Raw genomic sequence first — 19,851 nt, 5'->3', positions numbered from 1 at the left:
CAGACGCCCATCAGCGCATTTACTTCCGGCTACGTAGCCAGTTCACGACCATGCCCGCAATGATACCGGCAATGGCTGGAGCCGCTAAATCGTGCCAGAAAGCCATGCCTATCTGAGTCAACGTCATATCGCCGCCTGTGTTGCAATGGCAACCGTTCGCGGCTATCCTTAACTTGTCTAGAGATAGGGATGCCCCCGTTGTGTTGCCTGGTTTACCGAGCAATGTGCGGGGGTTTTCTACATCTAGCGTCATTGCCGCCAGGGATCAAGCCCCCGCAACGTTGCGCCTCACCGGGGAAACCCCGGCTTGCCGCCGATTCTACGATAACCCGCCAGGCCCGACATCCAACACGCTTTCGCTTTGCGTGACGCCTCGCAATCAGCCAACTGGCAGAGACCCACACTCTTCTGTAGAATTGCGTCCCCTCGCGGTCATCAAGCCGTGACGGCTCTTTTTGGCAGGGGACTCCATGCAGCACGACACATCACCACTTTCCGATCACCGCGCATCCGGCAAACCGGCGTCGCAGAGTTTACCGTTTACCCGCTACGATTTTGGCTGGGTGTTGCTGTGCATCGGCATGGCGATTGGCGCAGGAACGGTATTAATGCCAGTGCAGATTGGATTAAAAGGCATCTGGGTCTTTATTACCGCCTCTCTGATTGCCTATCCGGCCACCTGGATCGTGCAGGATATCTACCTGAAAACGCTCTCCGAGAGCGAAACCTGTAACGACTATACCGATGTCATCAGCCATTACCTGGGGAAAAACTGGGGCGTCTTCCTCGGCGTGATCTACTTCCTGATGATTATCCACGGCATATTTATCTACTCGCTTTCCGTGGTGTTCGACAGCGCATCGTACATTCGCACCTTCGGCCTGACTGATGCCGACCTTTCGCAGTCATTGATCTACAAGGTGGCAATTTTTGCGGCACTGGTGGCGATCGCCTCTGGCGGCGAGAAACTACTTTTTAAAATCTCCGGCCCTATGGTGGTGGTGAAAGTCGGTATCATCGTGGTGTTTGGACTGGCAATGATCCCACACTGGAACCTGAGCAATATCACCGCCTTCCCGCAAGCGTCGGTATTCTTTCGCGACGTGTTGCTCACTATCCCCTTCTGCTTCTTTTCGGCCGTCTTCATTCAGGTTCTCAACCCGATGAATATTGCCTATCGCAAGCGTGAAGCGGACAGAGTGCAGGCAACCCGCATGGCGATTCGCACTCACCGTATCAGCTACATCACGCTCATTGCGGTGATCCTGTTTTTCTCCTTCTCGTTCACCTTTTCCATTACCCACGAGGAGGCGGTCTCCGCCTTTGAGCAAAACATTTCTGCGCTGGCGTTAGCCGCACAGGTCATACCGGGGCCGATTATCCACATCACCTCGACAGTGCTGAATATCTTTGCGGTGCTGACGGCATTCTTTGGGATCTACCTGGGGTTCCATGAGGCGATGAAGGGCATCATTTTGAATGTGCTGGGGCGCATCATTAACGTCGGGAATATTCCTCCGCGCATCATTACGCTGGGTATTTGCGCGTTTATCGTCACCACGCTGGTGATTTGGGTTTCGTTCCGCGTCTCCGTGCTGGTGTTCTTCCAGCTCGGCAGCCCGCTGTACGGTATTGTCTCCTGCCTGATCCCATTCTTCCTGATTTACAAAGTGGCCCCACTGGAAAAACTGCGCGGTCTGAAAACCTGGCTGATCTTGCTGTACGGGATGTTGCTGTGTCTGTCGCCGCTGTTGAAACTGATTGAATAGAAAGAAAAGGCCCGGGAGCACAACCGCATCCCCGGGCCTGAAGAAGTGACGAATTTACGCTACGGGTTTCTGCGCATTTTCATCCTGATCAACCGCAAAACAGGCGACCAGTTGACCACTGTAGTCTTTCAGCTGCGGCTGCAACTGAGTGCAGGGCCCAAAGCGACGACGGCAGCGGGCGTTGAAGGCACAGCCCGGCGGCGGATTCAACGGGCTGGGCAGCTCGCCGGTCAGTTTGATGCGCTCGCGGCGCTCGTCCGGATTCAGACGCGGCGTGGCGGAGAGCAGCGCCTGGGTGTACGGGTGACGCGGGTTATTGAAGATCTGGTCCTTCGTCCCCTTCTCCACACAACGGCCTAAGTACATCACCATCACTTCATCTGCAATGTGCTCAACGACTGACAGATCGTGGGAGATGAACACGTAGGACAGCCCCAGCTCCTGCTGCAAATCCATCATCAGGTTCAGCACCTGCGCACGGACGGAAACATCGAGCGCAGAGACGGGTTCATCGGCAATCACCACATCCGGATCGAGCATCAGCCCACGGGCAATGGCAATACGCTGACGCTGGCCGCCGGAGAACATGTGCGGATAGCGATCATAGTGCTCGGTTTTCAGCCCCACTTTCGCCATCATCGCCAGCGCTTTTTCGCGGCGCTGCTCTTTGCTCAGCGAAGTGTTGATCAGCAGCGGCTCTTCCAGAATCTGTCCCACTTTCTTACGCGGATTCAGTGAACCATACGGGTTCTGGAACACAATCTGGATTTTCTGCCGACGCAGTTTCTGCGCATGCGGATCGTGCTTAAGCAGATCCTGTCCCTGGTAATACAGTTCACCGCCGGTCGGCGTTTCAATCATCGTCAGCAGACGGCCGAGCGTGGATTTCCCACAACCGGATTCGCCCACCACCGCCAGCGTTTTGCCGCGTTCAAGGGTAAAAGAGACCCCATCGAGCGCTTTCACCAGACGTTCCGGGGAGAAAATCCCCTTCTTCACCGGGTAATGTTTTTTCAGGTCGATCGCCTGCAACAGCGGTTGTTGCGAGGTGGCCTCATGCGTACTCATAGTGTGGGCCTCCCGGCATCATCGAGTGGGTAATGACATTTCGACTGGCGACCGCCATCCAGCAGGGCCAGCTCAGGTTCTTCACTGCGGCATTTGTCCGTCGCATAGGGGCAACGCGGGTTCAGCAGACAGCCCATCGGGCGGTCATATTTCCCCGGCACCACGCCTGGCAGCGAGGCCAGTCGCGCTTTATCCTGAGCAAACTCCGGCAACGCGCGCAGCAACGCCTGGGTATAAGGATGACGCGGCGCGCGGAAAATGTCGTGCGCCGCCCCCGTTTCCACCACCTGACCGGCGTACATGACAATGATTTTGTGCGCGGCTTCCGCCACCAGCGCCAGGTCATGAGTGATGAGCACCAACGCCATGTTCTCTTTCTGCTGCAGTTCCAGCAGCAGCTCGATAATTTGCGCCTGGATGGTCACGTCCAGCGCCGTCGTCGGCTCATCGGCAATCAACAGCTTCGGTCGACAGGCAATTGCCATCGCGATCATTACGCGCTGGCTCATCCCACCGGAAAGCTGGTGCGGATACACGTCCAGACGCGAGGCCGGATCGGGGATCCCCACCTGGTTCAGCAGGTCAATCGCCCGCTGACGACGGGTTTTCTTGTTACCACCCTGATGCACCTTGATCGCTTCCATAATCTGGAAACCGACGGTGTAACACGGGTTCAGGCTGGTCATCGGATCCTGGAAAATCATCGCCACTTCGGCGCCCACCAGGTTGCGTCGCTCTTTCTCAGAGATACGCTTCAGATCCTGACCGTTGAACAGCAGATTTTCCGCCATCACGCGGCCGGGATAATCAATCAGCCCCATAATCGCCAGTGAACTGACCGATTTTCCTGAGCCTGATTCTCCGACAATACCAACCACTTCACCCTGATTCACACTGTAGCTGATGCGGTCTACGGCGCGGAATTCGGAACCAACATCGCCGAAGTGCACCGATAATTTATCTACATTTAATAACGCCATCTCGAACCTCTTACTGCTTCAGTTTGGGATCGAGCGCGTCACGCAGACCGTCACCCATCAGGTTAAATGCCAGCACCGTCAGCAGGATCGCCAGACCCGGGAAGGTCACGACCCACCAGGCGCTTTGTGCGAACTGCAACACATCAGCGAGCATGGTGCCCCACTCTGGTGTTGGCGGTTGCGCACCCATGCCCAGGAAGCCAAGCGCGGCCATATCGAGAATGGCGTTAGAGAAACCGAGCGACGCCTGAACGATCAGCGGCGCAAGGCAGTTCGGGAAGATGTTGATGAACATCTGGCGCATCGCGCCGGCCCCCGCCACGCGGGAAGCGGTCACGTAGTCGCGGTTGACCTCCACCAGCACGGCGGCGCGCGTCAGTCGCACATAGTGTGGCAACGCCACAAACGTCAGCGCCAGCGCGGCGTTACCAATCGAGGGACCGAATACCGCCACCAGCACCAGCGCGAGCAGCAGGCTCGGCAGCGCCAGCATGATATCGACGATACGCATGATGACGTTATCAACGATGCCGCCGAAGTACCCGGCCACAAGGCCCAGCACGACGCCCATCACCAGCGACAGCACCACCACCAGGCAGCCCACCAGCAGCGACAGACGCGCACCGTACATCAGGCGCGACAGGATATCGCGACCCACATCGTCAGTTCCCAACAGATGCGCCAGCGTGCCGCCTTCCTGCCAGGCCGGCGGCGCCAGCAGGGTATCGCGGAACTGGTCAGCCGGGTTATACGGCGCCAGGAAGTTGGCGAATACCGCAATCAGGATCATGATCGCGACGTACACCAACCCCACCACGGCGCCCTTGTTGCGTTTAAAATAGTGCCAGAACTCCTGCATCGGCGTCATCGGCACCGGCGCAGCAATAACTTTATTTTCAGTAACCTGTGACATGATGGCCCCTTACTTCTTATGACGGATACGCGGGTTCACCACGCCGTACAGCAGGTCGACCAGCAGGTTGACGAGAATAATCATCGTCGCCACCAGTAACACCCCACCCTGCACAACCGGATAATCGCGACGTTGCAGCGCATCAATCAGCCAGCGCCCAAGGCCAGGCCACGAGAAAATGGTTTCGGTCAGAATGGCACCCGCCAGCAGCGTTCCCACCTGCAGACCAATCACGGTCACCACCGGCAGCATAGCGTTACGCAACGCGTGAATGATGATGACGCGCATACGCGTCAACCCTTTGGCTCGCGCGGTACGGATGTAATCTTCGCCCAGCACTTCCAGCATCGACGAACGGGTCATACGCACAATCACCGCCAGAGGGATAGTGCCAAGCACCATCGCAGGCAGGATCATATGCGCCACAGCATCAATGAAGTTGCCCTCTTCACCCCAGATTGCGGTGTCGATCAGCATAAAACCGGTCAGCGGGTTCGAGTCATCAAGGAACACCATGTCGCTCACGCGCCCGGAGACGGGGGTCAGGTTGAGCTGTACGGAGACCAGCATGATCAGCATCATGCCCCACCAGAAGATAGGCATGGAATAACCGGTCAGCGCCAGGCCAACGGCAGTATGATCGAAAATGGAACCGCGCTTAACGGCAGCCAGCACGCCCACGGGAATACCCACGGCGGTAGCGAAAATCATGGCGCAGACACCCAGTTCCAGCGTCGCTTTAAAGCGAGGCACGAACTCGTCCCACACCGGTAAACGGCTTTTCAGCGAGATACCTAAATCACCATGCATAACCCCCCAAATGTAATGGAGGTACTGCTGCCACATCGGTTTATCGAGACCGAGTTCAGCCAACAGTTGAGCATGACGCTCAGGGGAGATACCACGTTCACCTGCCATGATCATTACCGGATCGCCGGGGATCATATGGACAAAAGCAAAGGTGAGAAGAGTGATACCGATAAACGTGGGGATGACGAGTCCCAAACGTCGGAGAATGAACTGCAACATAACCCGGATTCTCTCTAATGACGCACGGCCTGGAACCGTGAGTCTGTATTGCTCACAAATCTTATCCCCTCCTCAATGAGAAGGGGATAAAGCATTACTGCCGGGTGGCGCTACACGTACCGACTTAACGGTGTGTAGCGCTTACCTGACGTTGCTTTTATTATTCGATAGAGACGTTTTCGAAGTGGTGTTTACCTAATGGATCAACCACATAGCCTTTGACTTCTTTACGCACTGGCTCATACACGGTGGAGTGAGCCACGATCAGCGCCGGAGCCTGGTCATGCATCACGACCTGAGCCTGTTTGTAGAGTTCAATACGCTTGTTGTGGTCGTCGGTCGCACGCGCCGGTTGAATCAGATCTTCAAACGGCTTGTAGCACCAGCGAGAATAGTTGGAACCGTCTTTCGCCGCTGCGCAGCTGAACAGGGTCGCGAAGAAGTTATCCGGATCCCCGTTGTCGCCGGTCCAGCCCATCATCACTGCCTGATGCTCACCCGCTTTGGCGCGTTTCAGATACTCGCCCCACTCGTAGGTCACGATCTTGGCCTGAACGCCAATCTTCGCCCAGTCGGCCTGAACCATCTCGGCCATACGGCGAGCGTTCGGGTTGTACGGACGCTGTACCGGCATTGCCCACAGCTCAACGGTAAAGCCTTTATCCTGACCGGCTTCTTTCAGCAGGGCTTTCGCTTTCTCAGGATCGTAGGTGTAGTCTTTAACGTCGTCGTTATAGCCCCACATGGTTGGCGGGATCAGGTTCTTCGCAGCAACGCCTGCACCCTGATAAACGGCTTTGATGATCGCGTCTTTGTTCACCGCGTAGGTCAGCGCCTGACGAACTTTTACGTCATCAAACGGTTTCTTCTCGGTATTGAAAGAGAGATAGCCGACGTTCAGACCCGCCTGCTCCATCAGATTGATGTTTTTGTCCTGCTTCATGCGCGCGATGTCAGCCGGGTTCGGGTACGGCATCACCTGACATTCGTTCTTCTGCAGTTTGGCGTAACGCACGGAAGCGTCAGGCGTAATGGAGAAGACCAGACGGTCGATCTGCGGCTTAGTGCCCCAGTAACCTTCAAACGCTTTGTAGAGAATACGGGAGTCTTTCTGGTATTGCTGCAGCTGGAACGGACCGGTACCGATTGGGTTCAGGTCTACTTTTTCCGGCGAGCCAGCTTTCATCATGTTGTCGGCATATTCTTTAGAAAGAATAGAGGCAAAATCCATCGCCAGGTCAGCGAGGAACGGCGCTTCAGGACGCGTCAGCACGAACTGAACGGTTTTATCGTCCACTTTCTTCACTTCGCTGATCAGGTCTTGCAGGCCCATGCCTTCAAAGTATTCATAGCTGCCGCCAGAGACTTTGTGGTACGGGTTTTGTGCGTTTTTCTGACGATCGAAAGAGAACACCACGTCATCGGCGTTGAAATCACGCGTCGGTTTGAACTCTTTATTGTCCTGCCACTTCACGCCCTGACGCAGGTGGAAGGTGTAGGTTTTACCGTCTTCACTGATTTCCCACTTCTCAGCGAGGCCCGGAATGACTTCCGTTGTCCCGGTTTTAAATTCCACCAGACGGTTATAGATAGGTACTGAGCTGGCGTCATAGGTTGTGCCAGAAGTAAACAGCTGCGGGTTGAACCCTTCAGGAGAACCTTCTGAACAATAAACCAGAGTTTTAGCCTGTACACTTGCTGCGACAGTCATAGCCACAAGGCTCAGACCAAGCTTCAGCATCCCTGACTTCTTCAAGGAAATACTCATTCTTCTGCTCCAAATGTGATGTTGTTTTACCCTTTGCAGTGGGTTTGCACCGCCTGGCCTTTTTTGTTTTTTAACCGGCTGGGTCGGCGTTAAGAGGTGGGGATTCCGTTCACATAGACGACTGAGTAGCAGCGCGGATTCTCCATGAAATGCCCCTCATGCCCTACAATCTGTCAACAGAATGTGAAAACGTCAATACAGGTAACCATGATTTACAACAACGGTGAGAATTAGCAAACAAAGATTAAAAAAACTTCAGGCGGGTATTTTCAGCAGAGAAATTTATGCTACGCCCAGAACACCAGAATAAATACCTTAATATTTCGCAACATTTGGTGATTAACAATCGTGCAGAATATGAAAAATTTCTGACGAAATGCTGCATATCTGAGCGATAAATCCCACGAACGTTAAAACGCACAGCGGAAAATGCTAGCGCCAGCCATAAGTAACGCAAAAAAAGATTCATGCATAGATAAAAAAAGACAATGGAATATGTCACAAAACCGTTAACAAATAGTGAGAAGTGATGCGCATTTTGTTGTTGTTCCGTAGGAATGGATATTTGCCTGATGGTGCGATTCGTAGGCCGGATAAGGCGTATGCCGCCATCCGGCAGTGTGCGCCGAATGCCTGATGGCGCTGCGCTTATCAGGCCTACAAATGCAAAAAACCCTGCTCACTGAGCAGGGTTTTGAATTTGGTCGGTGATAGAGGATAACTCGCCACGTCGTGGCTCGCCCTGCGGGCCGTTGCTGACGCAACGTTCTCTCGCTCCGCTCGAGTCGAACCTCTTCCCCCGGAGGTTCTCATCCTCTCAGGCTCCGAATGCAAAAAACCCTGCTCGTTGAGCAGGGTTTCGAATTTGGTCGGTGATAGAGGATTCGAACCTCCGACCCCTTCGTCCCGAACGAAGTGCGCTACCAGGCTGCGCCAATCACCGAATGCGGGGCGCATCTTACTGCGCAGGTGCGCCCCCGTCAATCCCTTAGTATCAAAATGCCATTTGATCGGCGAGAAAGTCGTCAGCCCGCTTACTGCGCGACGCTTTTCTGTCCATCAGGGATATGACACCAGTTGTTGTTCTCATTAATTCCGCCATTCGGCGAGGTATAACCTAGACAACCCATGATGGTGTCGTACAGCTCCACATGACGGCGCGGCACCTTCATTTCCGCTTCCTTCTTCAGGTGCGCGAACGCCTGGGCGTTGGTCGGATTCTCCAGGTATTTATCTGACATCCAGACCATCATCGGCACGCGGAACTGCTCCGGCGGCGCCATCTTACGCGGCGTACCGTGCAGGTGCTCGCGCTCGTTGATTGACTCACCGTGGTCGGCAGCGTAGAACACAATCGCTTTCTTATCACGTACCTGATCAATCACCGTGTCGATAAAATGATCGACGTAGGTAATCGAGTTATCGTATGAATTAATCATCAGGTCTTTCGGGCACTTACGATCGATAGCGTAGCATTCCGGCTTCCACTGAGCGAACTCGCGCGGATAACGCTGAGTATAGTTGTAGTGAGACCCCTTGGTGTGCAGCACAATCAGATGCTTACCCTGCGGGTTTTCCTGCAGCGAACGATCAATCTCATTCACCAGCAGCATGTCATCCACGGCTTTACCCCGGTTACGCGGCTCAGCGGCAATCTGTTCGCGATAGGCAATGTTGTCGGCCATCGTGTTGCTGTAAAACCACATCTCACTCTGCATCGCGTAGAGATCGGAACTAAAGCCTAATTGCTTGAGCACCGCAAAGACGTTTTGCTCTTTCAGCGTACGCTGCGGGTTGTCTTCGGCCCCGCCCTGACGAACGAACATACAACGCAGCGACAGTTTCGTCGCGGTATCGCAGGAATAACCGCGATACATCACCAGGTTCTTCTCTTTGGCAAGCTTCGGCGTGGTGTCGCGTTCATAGCCCAACATCCCCATATGATCCCAGCGCGTGGTTTCACCAATAATGAAAATCACGTAGGTGTCATCCAGGTTCTGTGTCGGGGTATAGGTAAATTTCTTCGCCGGGTTGATGAGCGATTTGTTATCCGATGATTCATCCACCTGCGCCCAGGCATACAGGCCCAGTGCAGACAGCCAGTTTGACGGCAGATAGGAGTTCGCCAGTACGCCGCCGTAACTCGGCATATCGACACCGGCAATACGATCGGCACGCTTCTGATGCATCTCCAGAAGACGAATCGGCACCCAGACCAGCAGCCCCGCCATCAGCACAATCAGCGCGCTGCGCCAGCGCACTTTTGGCGTGCAGAGCTGACGCCAGAAGGTATCCGTCGAGCGGTTAAACCAGATAAAGATCAGCGGGAGAAGACTCACCGCCACCAGCCAGAGGACAAACGTCCAGCCGACCACCTCTTTGGAGAGATCGATATCCGTGGTCATGACCGAGGCGACGATACCGTAACCGATCATCACGTTCATAAAGGTCATGTAATAACTTGCGCCCGCTGAAATCAGCACCAACAACGAAGCCAGAACACGCCATACCGTCCTGCCCATCAGTGACAGGAGTCGTAAAAAGAAGAACGTTGCCAGCACAGTGCCAGCCAGTTCAACCACCGCGGAGATTCCATTCCAGAGGGTAAAGTCTTGCGCGTAACCGTCAAACCGACGGAGGTAAACCGCGCCATTCATAAACAGACCGATATAGATCGCGAGCAAAAAACTCAGCTTTTGCTGCGACATCGACGTAATGTATCTCATGCAAGCAAGCCCTGGAAATCGAGGGGTTAACACCGCCTGCGCAACGGCGGCATCCGCCGGGCAGGTGAAATTGCGAAGGTAGTCAAATAGTAAAATCGACACGCGCGGCTAAGTAGACCACAAGCAGCAAAGAAAGTGGCAACAGAGAATGTGATCGAAAGAGATATTTACAAAAAATCAAGTTTGAAAGCGGACCATTCACAGCAGATATAACAAAAAAGGCCAGCTCATCGGCTGGCCTGTAAAAAAATCTTACCGGATATCAGGCGTGGGCCATTTCCAGCACCTCGCGTTTTGGCTGACGAATGGTGGTGGAGAGTGCCAGCGAGAGAATCAACAGCGCGAAGATGACACAGAAGGTCACGTAGAACCCACCGAACAGCGACGCGATAATCGAACCGCAGATGCTGCCAATCCCAAAGCCGAGATAAATCACGCCGTAATTTTTCGCCAGATTGTTCAGACCGAAGAACTCGCTGACCAGTGACGGGAAGACGGTGATAGTCCCGCCAAAGTTAAAAGCGATGCAGGCAATGGCAGCAAAGAAAGTCAGCGCATTCAGCGGTGCAAACAGCAGAGCGGCCATCCCCACCAGCGACACCACCTGACCAATGGTGATCACCCGGATACGGGCAATTTTATCGGACAGGATACCCAACACCAGACGGCCGGACAGGTTAGCAATAGAAATCACCGTCACCGCATTGGCCGCCGACGCCACGTCCATATGCGCCAGCCCCTGAGCGATATCCTTCGCCACACCAATCACATACAGTCCGCTCATGCACGCCGTCAGGAACATCACCGCCAGCATCCAGTACTGCGGTTTACGCATGGACTGCGCCAGGGTGTAGTCGTTTTCCACGACGCCATTTTGGGTTTTAACCTCATGATTCGGCGCATCTTTCATCAGCGTAGAGCCGAAGACGATCATCACCAGCACAATCGCACCCCAAATCACAAAGGTGTTTTCCAGACCGACGGTTGCCAGAAGTTGGCTATCGATGAATTTGAAACCCAGGCTTCCCAGGCCATAAGAGCCAATAGCGAAGGCGGAGATCAGCCCTTTACGCTCCGGGAACCACTTCACGCAGTTGGACAGCGTTAACAGATAGCCCGCGCCATCGGCCAGCCCCACCAGCACGCCTGCGCTCAGCCACAGCATCATCAGGTTGCTGGAGTGCGCGGTCAGGAAGAAACCGAGCCCGAGCAGAATACCGGACGCCATGGTGACGCGCTTCACGCCAAAACGTTCCTGCAACTTCCCGGCGACAGAAGAAGAGATCGCCAGACCTAAGCTCAACAGGCCGAAGGAAAAAGCCACCTGGCTGACGGGTTCACCCAGTTTTTCTGAAAGCACGCCATTAAACAGGCTCCAGGTATACACAGAACCTAAGGCGAATTGCGTAATGATGGTACCGATAAGGGTCAACCAACGGGTGCGCTGATATGATGCGGTTTTCATGGCAGTCTTCCTGCATAAGCAAAAGGGAAAATTCTCTGCCGACAACCATATCGAAATGCATTTTATGCAGGGAGAAAACGGCATGAAGTGCCATCAGAATGGAATGAAATGCCTGGAATGCGGAATGAATGACGAGACAAATATTCATTGAATGAATTTTTGCCCCGTCAGTTAGTGCGTACTATCGCCACAGATACTGTTATTACTGCGTTTAAATTGTAAATAGCAGGTTAAAACCTGGCGCTTACTCCCATCGTATAGAGGTAATCGGTACTGTTGGTGGTGTTTTCCGCCTGCGAGAGCGCAGCATAGGCCGCCATGTGCTGATTGAGCAGCATATCTGCGCCTACCGTCACGTCCAGCCAGTTGCTGTCCTGAGTGGTCGCCGTCATTCGACTCAGTCCCGACTGCGCCTTCCAGATATTTTCGCCAAACTGCTGGTTATAGCTGATTTGCGCCCACGGTCGCAGATCGCCAAATTGCGAATTCACCCGCCAACCCAGCGTGCTGACGCTGGCATGCCATAACGGGTCGGGCGACTGGCTGACCACGCTATCGCCAAATTCGTTATAAATGGCGGGCGTAGTGCCATCGTAATGTAATGCCGCCACCGGTCCGGTCGTGACGTCGCCAGAGACGGGAAAATTCCAGCCCATACTCATGCCGCTGGTGGCCTCCGTCGGCGAAGCTTGCTCAAGATTCACCGCCAGACCCGGCACACTTTGCGTCGTGCGGATACGTTCAGCCAGAATGTCGTCATAGCGCGGTTGGTGATCGCTGTCCCATGTATAGCGTTCAGTCGTATATCCAGGCGTGTTATCAACGATATATTCTTGCTGCCAGGCACGGGCTGTGTTGATGTAAAGCGAGCAAACCACGACGCTCGCCAGGAGAATAATTTCCCGGCGACCACTGCATTTTTTTATCATCATCAATGCGACTCCAGAAGAGAGCCGAAATCGGCGATATTATTGTCATTGTAATTAAGGATGACAGGCGAAAGCCCTGTATTAAATATTGTCTTTTTCGCGGGAGCGTCAAGGCACCCGGAACGATATTTTTATGGCAAGTCAAAGAGCGAGGGAAAGTATGGAACGTTGCGGTTGGGTCAGTCAGGACCCGCTTTATATTGCCTATCATGATAACGAATGGGGCGTACCCGAGCACGACGGTAAAAAACTGTTCGAAATGATCTGTCTGGAAGGCCAACAGGCCGGCCTTTCGTGGATCACCGTCCTCAAGAAACGCGAGAATTATCGCACTAACTTTCACCAGTTCGATCCCATCCGTGTGGCAGCCATGCAGGAAGACGATGTGGAAAGATTGCTGCTTGATGCCGGGATCATCCGCCATCGGGGGAAAATTCAGGCCATCATCGGTAATGCCCGGGCATATCTGGCGATGGAGCAAAACGGCGAACCGTTTGCCGACTTCGTCTGGTCATTCGTAGATAACCAGCCGCAAATCACCCGCGCCGCCGCGTTGGGCGAAATCCCGACCTCCACCCCCGCCTCAGACGCCCTGTCAAAAGCGTTAAAAAAACGGGGATTCAAATTCGTCGGCACCACCATTTGCTACTCCTTCATGCAGGCCTGCGGACTGGTCAACGACCACATCACCGGCTGTTTCTGTCATCCAGGAGATAAACATGATTCGCGAGTTTCATAGTGCTGACATGACGCCACTGTTGGTGCTATGGATGGAAAGCACCATCTATGCGCACCCTTTTATCGCAGAACGCTACTGGCATGAGAGCGAGGCGGTTGTGCGCGATGTTTACCTGCCCGCCGCCAGAACCTGGGTCTGGGAGGAAGAAGAAGCGCTAAAAGGGTTTGTCAGCGTCATGGAAGGACGTTTTTTAGGGGCGCTGTTTGTCGCCCCGGATGCGTTACGTAGCGGGATAGGGAAAGCGCTGGTACAGCATGTTCAGCAGCGTTTTGACGTGCTGAGCCTGGAGGTGTATCAAAAAAACCAGAACGCGGTGAATTTCTACCACGCGCTGGGCTTTCGTATCGAAGACAGCGCATGGCAGGAAGATACCCAGCATCCCACCTGGATTATGGGCTGGCGGGCGGATTAAACGCCGTCAGCGTGAGTGCTGGCCCGCTGTATTTCTCCAGCCACGCCAGCGCGGTATTGCCCGCGCAGCCGTTTCCCAGACGCGAACTGGGCAGGTCTTTGGTCAGCACATTCACCGCGCCGTTTTTACAGATGCCTCCCGCGGCAGGGTCGAGGTCCGGCCATGCCCCTTCATGAATGCAGATCACGCCGGGTTTGATACCGTCGGTGACCACGGCGCCTGCAAGGATCTGACCACGGTGATTCCAGATGCGTACCACATCGCCCTCGCGGATGCCACGCGCCTGCGCATCCTGCGGATGAATCGTCACCGGTTCACGATCCGCCACCGCATACCGTTCACGCAGATGACTGTAGTTAAGCTGGCTGTGCAGACGATGTGCCGGGTGCGCCGACACGATCTGTAACTGCTCCGGTTCGGCGTTGCCGTGCCACTCATCCGGCTCCAGCCACATCGGGTGTCCTGGGCAATCCGCATAGCCGTATCCGGCAATCCGCTGCGAATAAATCTCGATCTTACCGCTGTCAGTTTTCAGCGGATGCGCGTCCGGGTCACGACGAAAATCCGCAAAGCGGATGAACTGCGCGTTCGCCGGACTTTCTGGCATTTCAATCAGTTGGTTAGCATCCCAGAATTCGGCAAACGGCGGCAGCGTCACCTGCTGGCTGGCCCCGCGCTGCCCGGCAATGGTGTAGAACGTTTCCAGCCATTCCAGTTCGCTCTTCCCTTCGGTAAAGCGTTGATAACCACCCGCTTCCCAGCGCTCGCTCAGTTCAGCAAAGACATCGAAATCATTACGTGCTTCTCCCTGCGGCGGCACAACCTGCTTCATCGGCACCAGATGCTGATTACTGTAGTCCCCGGTCATGGTGAGATCGTGACGCTCAAAGGAGGTGGTCGCTGGCAGCACAATATCAGCGTGCTTCGCGGCAGCGGTCCAGAAGCATTCTGAGATGACCACCAGCTCCGGTTTTTGCCAGGCGCGAATCAGTCGGTTCGTGTCCTGATGATGGGTAAAATTCGCCCCGCCCGCCCACCAGATGAAGCGGATATCCGGGAAGTGACGGTTCATCCCGTTGTGCTGATACGGCGCGCCGGGGTTTTCCAGCGCTTCTACAATGCGCGCCACCGGGATTTTCTCCACCGCGTCGGTGCCGCCCTCCAGACTGCCCTGCATTGACGCCAGCACCGCAGAACGGCGGGTCGGATTCCCCCCGTTGGCAAAGTGATAGGAGAGACCAAAACCGCCGCCGGGCGTGCCAGGCTGCCCCAGCATCGCGGCCAGGGTGACAATCATCCAGTGCTTTTGTTCGCCAAACTGCTGGCGCTGCATGCCCCAGCCAGCCATCAACATCGTGGTATTTTTATGGAATAATTCCGCCAGTTCACGGATTTTTGCCGCCGGAACACCGCAAATATCAGCCGCCCATTCAGCCGTTTTCCCGATACCGTCGCTCACGCCCAGCAGGTAGTCTGAGAAGATCGCATAGCCCGTGGTGCAGCGGGCAAGAAACGCCTCGTCATGCCAGCCATTTTCCACCAGCGTATGCGCAATACCGAGCATCAACGCCACGTCGGTACCCATATGCGGCGCAATCCATTCCATTTTGTCGCCGAAGAAATCAACGGTTTCCGATCGCATGGGATCGATACAGATCAGCCTTTTTCCGCTTTCGCGCAGCGCGTCAAAGTAAGGGATCCCCTGTTCATCCGACGCGTTCCAGGCGATTTTCAATGTATTCAGCGGGTTGGCACTCCACAGCACCACCACATCGCTGTGTTCCAGAATCACCGGCCAGCTGGTCTGCTGCTGGTAAACCTCACTGCCGCCCACCACGTACGGCATGATGGCCTGCGCCGCGCCGGTAGAATAGTCGCCCAGATGCCCGGTATATCCTCCCGCCAGCGCCATGTAGCGTTGCAATAACGTCGCCGATTTGTGCAGGACACCGTTGGAACGCCAGCCGTAAGAGCCAGCAAAAATAGAAGAGGGCCCCCACGTGTCGCGGATCCGCTTGTGCTGCGCATGAATTAGCGCCAGCGCATCGTCCCAGCTCACGCGCACAAACTCATCCTGTCCGCGCACACCCTGCGGCTGCGCAGGCGAAGCGAGAAATCCTTTACGCACCATGGGATAACGCACCCGGGTTTTACTGTGTACCTGATCGCGAACCGCGCTTTGTAGCGAATTGGGATGCGAAGTGGGCAGCGCGCCCCGGGAGGAGAGCACCTTTTCTCCGTCCGTTTCGACAAGTATGGGTCCCCAATGGGCGGCGGTTAACACCGAATTGTGCGTCGTCAAACCAGGCGCTCCTGCAGATAAAATGATGTATTACGGCGTTCAATGTTACTTACAAATTTCAGAGAGATCCCTGGAATTTTCTTCATCTTCACACGTCATAATCAACCGCCACGGTCGCTGTGGCAAAAAATAAGAATGTCATTAAGGAATTAAGATGAAGAAACGTGTTTTAGTCATTGCCGCTATCGTGAGCGGCGCCCTGGCGGTTTCTGGCTGCACAACGAACCCTTACACCGGCGAGCGCGAAGCGGGTAAATCCGGTATTGGCGCGGGCATTGGATCGCTGGTTGGCGCGGGCATTGGCGCCCTCTCCTCGTCGAAGAAGGATCGCGGCAAAGGCGCACTGATCGGTGCCGCGGCAGGGGCAGCGCTCGGCGGCGGCGTCGGTTATTACATGGACGTGCAGGAAGCCAAACTGCGCGACAAAATGCAGGGAACCGGCGTAAGCGTGACGCGAAGTGGCGATAACATCATTCTGAACATGCCGAATAACGTCACCTTCGACAGCAGCAGCGCCACCCTGAAACCGGCAGGCGCAAACACGCTGACCGGCGTGGCGATGGTACTGAAGGAATACGAAAAAACCGCCGTCAATGTGATCGGTTATACCGACAGTACCGGCGGCCAGGATCTGAACATGCGTCTGTCACAGCAGCGTGCGGACAGCGTAGCCAGCGCGCTGATCACCCAGGGCGTTGCCGCTAACCGCATCCGTACCCGCGGTATGGGTCCGGCAAATCCGATCGCCAGCAACAGCACGGCGGAAGGGAAAGCCCAGAACCGTCGTGTCGAAATTACGTTAAGTCCGATTCAATAACGGTTGTGCCGGGTGGCGGCATTACCACCCGGCCGACAAAACCACGCGCCAGACCCGGTAAGCGTAGCGTCATCAGGCATTTTCGCGCTAAGGTATGCTCACCAAAAGCAAGGAAATCAGCGATGAGCAAATCAACACGCCCCACCATCAGCGATGTCGCGAAAGCGGCAAAAACCGGTAAAACCAGCATTTCACGTTATCTCAACGGCGAAAAACACCTGCTTTCCGATGCCCTGCTGGCGCGTATTGAAAAAGCCATTGCCGATCTCGACTATCGCCCCAGCCTGATGGCTCGTGGCCTGAAACGAGGTCGCACCCGCCTGATTGGTCTGATTATTGCCGATATCACCAACCCCTATTCCGTCCACGTGTTAAGCGGTATCGAGGCCGCCTGTCGCGAGAAAGGCTTTACGCCGCTGGTCTGTAACACCAATAACGAGGTGAACCAGGAATTACACTATCTCGATCTGCTGCGCAGTTATCAGGTGGAAGGCATTGTGGTCAACGCCGTGGGGATGCGTGAAGAGGGGCTGAATCGGCTGCAACAGTCCGCGTTGCCGATGGTACTGATCGATCGCAAAATCCCTGACTTCGCCTGCGACGTCGTCGGACTGGACAACACCCAGGCAGCCACCACCGCCACCGAACACCTGATTGAACAAGGCTTTGAGGCACTGCTGTTTCTCAGTGAACCGCTGGGGATGGTCAATACCCGCCGTGAACGACTGAGCGCCTTTCGGGCAACGCTGGCACGCTATCCGGGTGTTGTCGCCGAAAACGCCGAAGTTCCGCTTTCCGAGAATACGCAACTCGATAACACCTTACGTCAGTTCCACCAGCAGCATCGCGGGATGCGCAAGGCGGTGATCTCCGCTAACGGTGCGCTCACCCTTCAGGTCGCCCGCTCGCTGAAGCGCATTGGCCTCAACTGGGGCAGCGATATTGGTCTGTTGGGGTTCGATGAGCTGGAATGGGCCGAACTGGCCGGCGTCGGGATTACGACCATGAAGCAACCCACGTGGCAGATTGGTTATGCCGCTGTCGAACAGGTGGTACGCCGGATTGAAGGCGGTAGCGACGCGATTCATGAACAGGTTTTCTCCGGCGAACTGATTGTTCGCGGCTCCACCGCCCGTTAATTTTCCTTCGTGATGGTGATCATAATTTCGACACATCATGCTTTTCTTTGGAACCGGTTCCATCTAGCGTAATCACAATAGCGTGAGTTCTGGAGTTCCTATGCAAAGAAAAATGATGGTGGTCACCGCCGCCTATGGTCACGACACCGTTCGCGCCGCCGGCGGACAAACCGCGATGTTGCCAATCATTGCCGGTGCAGGTGCCGACGGCGTCGAGATTCGTCGCGAACTGTTTACTGACGCTGAGCTCAGCGCCCTGACCACACTGGCTTCAGCCATCGAATGCTTCGATCTGCTGGCCTGCTATTCCGCGCCACAACCGCTGTTCATGGACGATGGCCGCCTCAATCCACAACTGCCGTCACTGCTTCAGGAAGCGCAAACGCTGCGCGCGCTGTGGCTGAAGGTTTCGCTGGGCCATTTTGTCCACGCAGAACAGTTTGACACCCTGCGCGACTGGCTGGAAAGCAGCGGTATGGCGCTGGTAGTAGAGAACGACCAGACCGCCTGTGGACGACTGGCCCCCATGCAACGTTTTAACGTCGCCAGTCAGCAACATGCGCTGCCCGTGCAACTGACGTTTGATATGGGCAACTGGCTGTGGGTAGGCGATTCGCCGGAAGAGGCCGCTCGTCAACTGGCGGGGTCAGTCGGTTATGTTCACGTTAAAGCCGCCACAGCGCACCACGACAACTATCGCGCCGTTCCCCCGGACCAGGCAGAGCCTCGCTGGCTCGAACTGCTCAACCTGTTGCCCACCGACGTTCCACGCGGCATTGAATTCCCGCTGGAAGGGGCCGATCTGACTGCGGTTACCCGCCACTACGTCGATTTGTTACGTAAGGAGTAAGGCATGAAGCATTCACTGGATGTCATCACGATCGGCGAAGCGATGGCGATGTTTGTGGCGACACAGACCGGCGATCTGGCCGAGGTCGAGCAGTTTATCAAGCGTGTTGCCGGCGCCGAACTGAACGTCGCCACCGGCCTGGCGCGACTGGGTCTGAAGGTCGGCTGGGTGAGCCGCGTAGGTCACGACAGTTTTGGTCGCTTTGTTCTCAACTCACTGAAAAAAGAGGGTATTGATGCGCAGGGAGTCACCCTGGATGAGCGCTACGCAACCGGCTTTCAACTGAAATCTAAAGTTGAAAATGGAACCGATCCCATTGTGGAGTATTTCCGTAAAGGGTCCGCCGCCAGCCATCTGTCCGTTGCGGACTACCACGAAGCGTACTTCTCCAGTGCCCGCCATCTGCATCTGAGCGGCGTCGCCGCCGCGCTTTCTGCCAGCTCCTATGAACTGCTGGCACACACGGCGCGCATCATGAAAGCCCAGGGCAAGACGCTCTCATTTGACCCCAACCTGCGTCCGGTGCTGTGGAAAAGTGAAGCCGAGATGGTTGAGAAACTGAATCGTCTCGCGTTCCAGGCCGACTGGGTATTACCGGGCCTGAAAGAAGGGATGATTTTAACCGGACAACAGACGCCGGAAGGGATTGCGGATTTCTATCTCCGTCACGGCGTGAAAGCCGTGGTGCTGAAAACGGGCGCAGACGGTGCCTGGTATAAAACCGCCGACGGCGAGAAAGGCAGCGTTGCCCCGGTCAAAGTGGACAACGTGGTCGATACGGTCGGTGCCGGCGATGGCTTTGCGGTCGGCGTCATCAGCGCCCTGCTGGAAGGTCGTACGTTGCAGCAGGCCGTCACACGCGGCAACAAAATTGGCGCACTGGCCATTCAGGTACAGGGCGACAGCGAAGGCTTACCCACACGTGAAACGTTAGGCGAATAACCT

Annotated in this window: 17 protein-coding genes, 1 tRNA gene and 1 other RNA gene; 7 read left to right on the top strand and 12 right to left on the bottom strand. The window is 55.3% G+C overall.

Annotated features, from left to right (window positions below):
- Window positions 1-19 precede the first annotated feature (19 nt).
- A complete protein-coding gene (locus WM46_RS26420; RefSeq protein WP_187394407.1) occupies window positions 20-127 on the bottom strand; it encodes a type I toxin-antitoxin system toxin Ldr family protein in 108 nt (35 codons plus the stop codon).
- 343 nt (window positions 128-470) lie between these two features.
- Here WM46_RS26420 and WM46_RS20625 point away from each other — a divergent pair, with 343 nt between their 5' ends.
- Window positions 471-1,769, top strand: a complete 1,299-nt coding sequence (locus tag WM46_RS20625) for an amino acid permease (protein ID WP_102603176.1) — start codon at window positions 471-473, stop codon at window positions 1,767-1,769.
- A gap of 54 nt (window positions 1,770-1,823) precedes the next feature.
- Here the strand turns inward: WM46_RS20625 and dppF are convergent, their stop codons facing one another.
- From dppF to WM46_RS20565, 10 genes are all read right to left on the bottom strand, one after another.
- Window positions 1,824-2,837 carry a dipeptide ABC transporter ATP-binding subunit DppF gene (dppF, locus tag WM46_RS20620; RefSeq protein WP_102603175.1) on the bottom strand — a complete coding sequence of 338 codons (1,014 nt, stop codon included), beginning with the start codon at window positions 2,835-2,837 and terminating at the stop codon, window positions 1,824-1,826.
- Window positions 2,834-3,817 (bottom strand): dipeptide ABC transporter ATP-binding protein, encoded by a 984-nt coding sequence (gene dppD / locus WM46_RS20615; RefSeq protein WP_061075974.1) that lies wholly within the window; start codon window positions 3,815-3,817, stop codon window positions 2,834-2,836. The genes dppF and dppD overlap by 4 nt, the downstream gene beginning before the upstream one ends.
- Before the next feature lie 10 nt (window positions 3,818-3,827).
- Window positions 3,828-4,730 carry a dipeptide ABC transporter permease DppC gene (dppC, locus tag WM46_RS20610; RefSeq protein ID WP_102603174.1) on the bottom strand — a complete coding sequence of 301 codons (903 nt, stop codon included), beginning with the start codon at window positions 4,728-4,730 and terminating at the stop codon, window positions 3,828-3,830.
- A 9-nt stretch (window positions 4,731-4,739) separates the two neighbouring features.
- The gene (dppB, locus tag WM46_RS20605; protein ID WP_042323173.1) at window positions 4,740-5,759 is read right to left on the bottom strand and encodes a dipeptide ABC transporter permease DppB; all 1,020 of its coding nucleotides are present in this window, start codon (window positions 5,757-5,759) and stop codon (window positions 4,740-4,742) included.
- A 160-nt stretch (window positions 5,760-5,919) separates the two neighbouring features.
- Window positions 5,920-7,527 (bottom strand): dipeptide ABC transporter periplasmic-binding protein DppA, encoded by a 1,608-nt coding sequence (gene dppA, locus WM46_RS20595; protein ID WP_061075973.1) that lies wholly within the window; start codon window positions 7,525-7,527, stop codon window positions 5,920-5,922.
- Window positions 7,528-8,228: 701 nt separating this feature from the next.
- Window positions 8,229-8,361, bottom strand: a non-coding RNA gene (locus WM46_RS20585) — RtT sRNA.
- Between the two features lie 32 nt (window positions 8,362-8,393).
- Window positions 8,394-8,470 (bottom strand) — tRNA-Pro (locus WM46_RS20580).
- 91 nt (window positions 8,471-8,561) lie between these two features.
- A complete protein-coding gene (gene eptB / locus WM46_RS20575; protein WP_061075972.1) occupies window positions 8,562-10,253 on the bottom strand; it encodes a kdo(2)-lipid A phosphoethanolamine 7''-transferase in 1,692 nt (563 codons plus the stop codon).
- 262 nt (window positions 10,254-10,515) lie between these two features.
- Window positions 10,516-11,718: an MFS transporter gene (locus tag WM46_RS20570; protein WP_102603172.1), complete on the bottom strand. Its 1,203-nt coding sequence runs from the start codon at window positions 11,716-11,718 to the stop codon at window positions 10,516-10,518.
- A gap of 230 nt (window positions 11,719-11,948) precedes the next feature.
- Complete coding sequence (locus WM46_RS20565) at window positions 11,949-12,650, bottom strand: autotransporter outer membrane beta-barrel domain-containing protein (RefSeq protein WP_061075971.1); 702 nt, start codon at window positions 12,648-12,650, stop codon at window positions 11,949-11,951.
- Window positions 12,651-12,807: 157 nt separating this feature from the next.
- On the opposite strand from WM46_RS20565, the gene tag reads away from it, so the two are divergent.
- A complete protein-coding gene (gene tag / locus WM46_RS20560) occupies window positions 12,808-13,386 on the top strand; it encodes a DNA-3-methyladenine glycosylase I (RefSeq protein ID WP_042998561.1) in 579 nt (192 codons plus the stop codon).
- A complete protein-coding gene (locus tag WM46_RS20555) occupies window positions 13,367-13,798 on the top strand; it encodes an N-acetyltransferase (RefSeq protein WP_061075970.1) in 432 nt (143 codons plus the stop codon). The genes tag and WM46_RS20555 overlap by 20 nt, the downstream gene beginning before the upstream one ends.
- On the opposite strand, the gene WM46_RS20550 is transcribed toward WM46_RS20555, so the two are convergent.
- Window positions 13,776-16,100, bottom strand: coding sequence for a molybdopterin guanine dinucleotide-containing S/N-oxide reductase (locus tag WM46_RS20550; RefSeq protein ID WP_102603171.1), 2,325 nt, complete (start codon window positions 16,098-16,100; stop codon window positions 13,776-13,778). The genes WM46_RS20555 and WM46_RS20550 overlap by 23 nt on opposite strands.
- 154 nt (window positions 16,101-16,254) lie before the next feature.
- Between WM46_RS20550 and WM46_RS20545 the strand changes: the two genes are divergently transcribed.
- The 4 genes from WM46_RS20545 to WM46_RS20530 all read left to right on the top strand — a co-directional run bounded on the left by WM46_RS20545 (window position 16,255) and on the right by WM46_RS20530 (window position 19,848).
- Window positions 16,255-16,917 (top strand): OmpA family lipoprotein, encoded by a 663-nt coding sequence (locus WM46_RS20545; RefSeq protein WP_061075968.1) that lies wholly within the window; start codon window positions 16,255-16,257, stop codon window positions 16,915-16,917.
- 122 nt (window positions 16,918-17,039) lie between these two features.
- Window positions 17,040-18,056 (top strand): LacI family DNA-binding transcriptional regulator, encoded by a 1,017-nt coding sequence (locus WM46_RS20540; protein ID WP_061075967.1) that lies wholly within the window; start codon window positions 17,040-17,042, stop codon window positions 18,054-18,056.
- A gap of 100 nt (window positions 18,057-18,156) precedes the next feature.
- On the top strand, window positions 18,157-18,906 hold the full coding sequence (locus tag WM46_RS20535) for a sugar phosphate isomerase/epimerase family protein (protein WP_102603170.1): 750 nt from the start codon (window positions 18,157-18,159) through the stop codon (window positions 18,904-18,906).
- 3 nt (window positions 18,907-18,909) lie between these two features.
- Window positions 18,910-19,848 carry a sugar kinase gene (locus WM46_RS20530; RefSeq protein ID WP_102603169.1) on the top strand — a complete coding sequence of 313 codons (939 nt, stop codon included), beginning with the start codon at window positions 18,910-18,912 and terminating at the stop codon, window positions 19,846-19,848.
- The last annotated feature ends 3 nt before the right edge of the window (window positions 19,849-19,851 follow it).

The sequence above is a fragment of the Citrobacter freundii complex sp. CFNIH2 genome (assembly GCF_002880615.1).
GTDB classification, from domain to species: domain Bacteria; phylum Pseudomonadota; class Gammaproteobacteria; order Enterobacterales; family Enterobacteriaceae; genus Citrobacter_A; species Citrobacter_A amalonaticus_F.
The sequence above is the reverse complement of the archived record's forward strand: the minus strand, read 5'-3'. Positions and strand labels throughout refer to the sequence as shown.

Coding starts and splice junctions, on each gene's coding strand:
- WM46_RS26420 (WP_187394407.1), bottom strand. CDS start 127: ATGACGTTGACTCAGATAGGCATGGCTTTCTGGCACGATTTAGCGGCT.
- WM46_RS20625 (WP_102603176.1), top strand. CDS start 471: ATGCAGCACGACACATCACCACTTTCCGATCACCGCGCATCCGGCAAA.
- dppF (WP_102603175.1), bottom strand. CDS start 2,837: ATGAGTACGCATGAGGCCACCTCGCAACAACCGCTGTTGCAGGCGATC.
- dppD (WP_061075974.1), bottom strand. CDS start 3,817: ATGGCGTTATTAAATGTAGATAAATTATCGGTGCACTTCGGCGATGTT.
- dppC (WP_102603174.1), bottom strand. CDS start 4,730: ATGTCACAGGTTACTGAAAATAAAGTTATTGCTGCGCCGGTGCCGATG.
- dppB (WP_042323173.1), bottom strand. CDS start 5,759: ATGTTGCAGTTCATTCTCCGACGTTTGGGACTCGTCATCCCCACGTTT.
- dppA (WP_061075973.1), bottom strand. CDS start 7,527: ATGAGTATTTCCTTGAAGAAGTCAGGGATGCTGAAGCTTGGTCTGAGC.
- eptB (WP_061075972.1), bottom strand. CDS start 10,253: ATGAGATACATTACGTCGATGTCGCAGCAAAAGCTGAGTTTTTTGCTC.
- WM46_RS20570 (WP_102603172.1), bottom strand. CDS start 11,718: ATGAAAACCGCATCATATCAGCGCACCCGTTGGTTGACCCTTATCGGT.
- WM46_RS20565 (WP_061075971.1), bottom strand. CDS start 12,650: ATGATGATAAAAAAATGCAGTGGTCGCCGGGAAATTATTCTCCTGGCG.
- tag (WP_042998561.1), top strand. CDS start 12,808: ATGGAACGTTGCGGTTGGGTCAGTCAGGACCCGCTTTATATTGCCTAT.
- WM46_RS20555 (WP_061075970.1), top strand. CDS start 13,367: ATGATTCGCGAGTTTCATAGTGCTGACATGACGCCACTGTTGGTGCTA.
- WM46_RS20545 (WP_061075968.1), top strand. CDS start 16,255: ATGAAGAAACGTGTTTTAGTCATTGCCGCTATCGTGAGCGGCGCCCTG.
- WM46_RS20540 (WP_061075967.1), top strand. CDS start 17,040: ATGAGCAAATCAACACGCCCCACCATCAGCGATGTCGCGAAAGCGGCA.
- WM46_RS20535 (WP_102603170.1), top strand. CDS start 18,157: ATGCAAAGAAAAATGATGGTGGTCACCGCCGCCTATGGTCACGACACC.
- WM46_RS20530 (WP_102603169.1), top strand. CDS start 18,910: ATGAAGCATTCACTGGATGTCATCACGATCGGCGAAGCGATGGCGATG.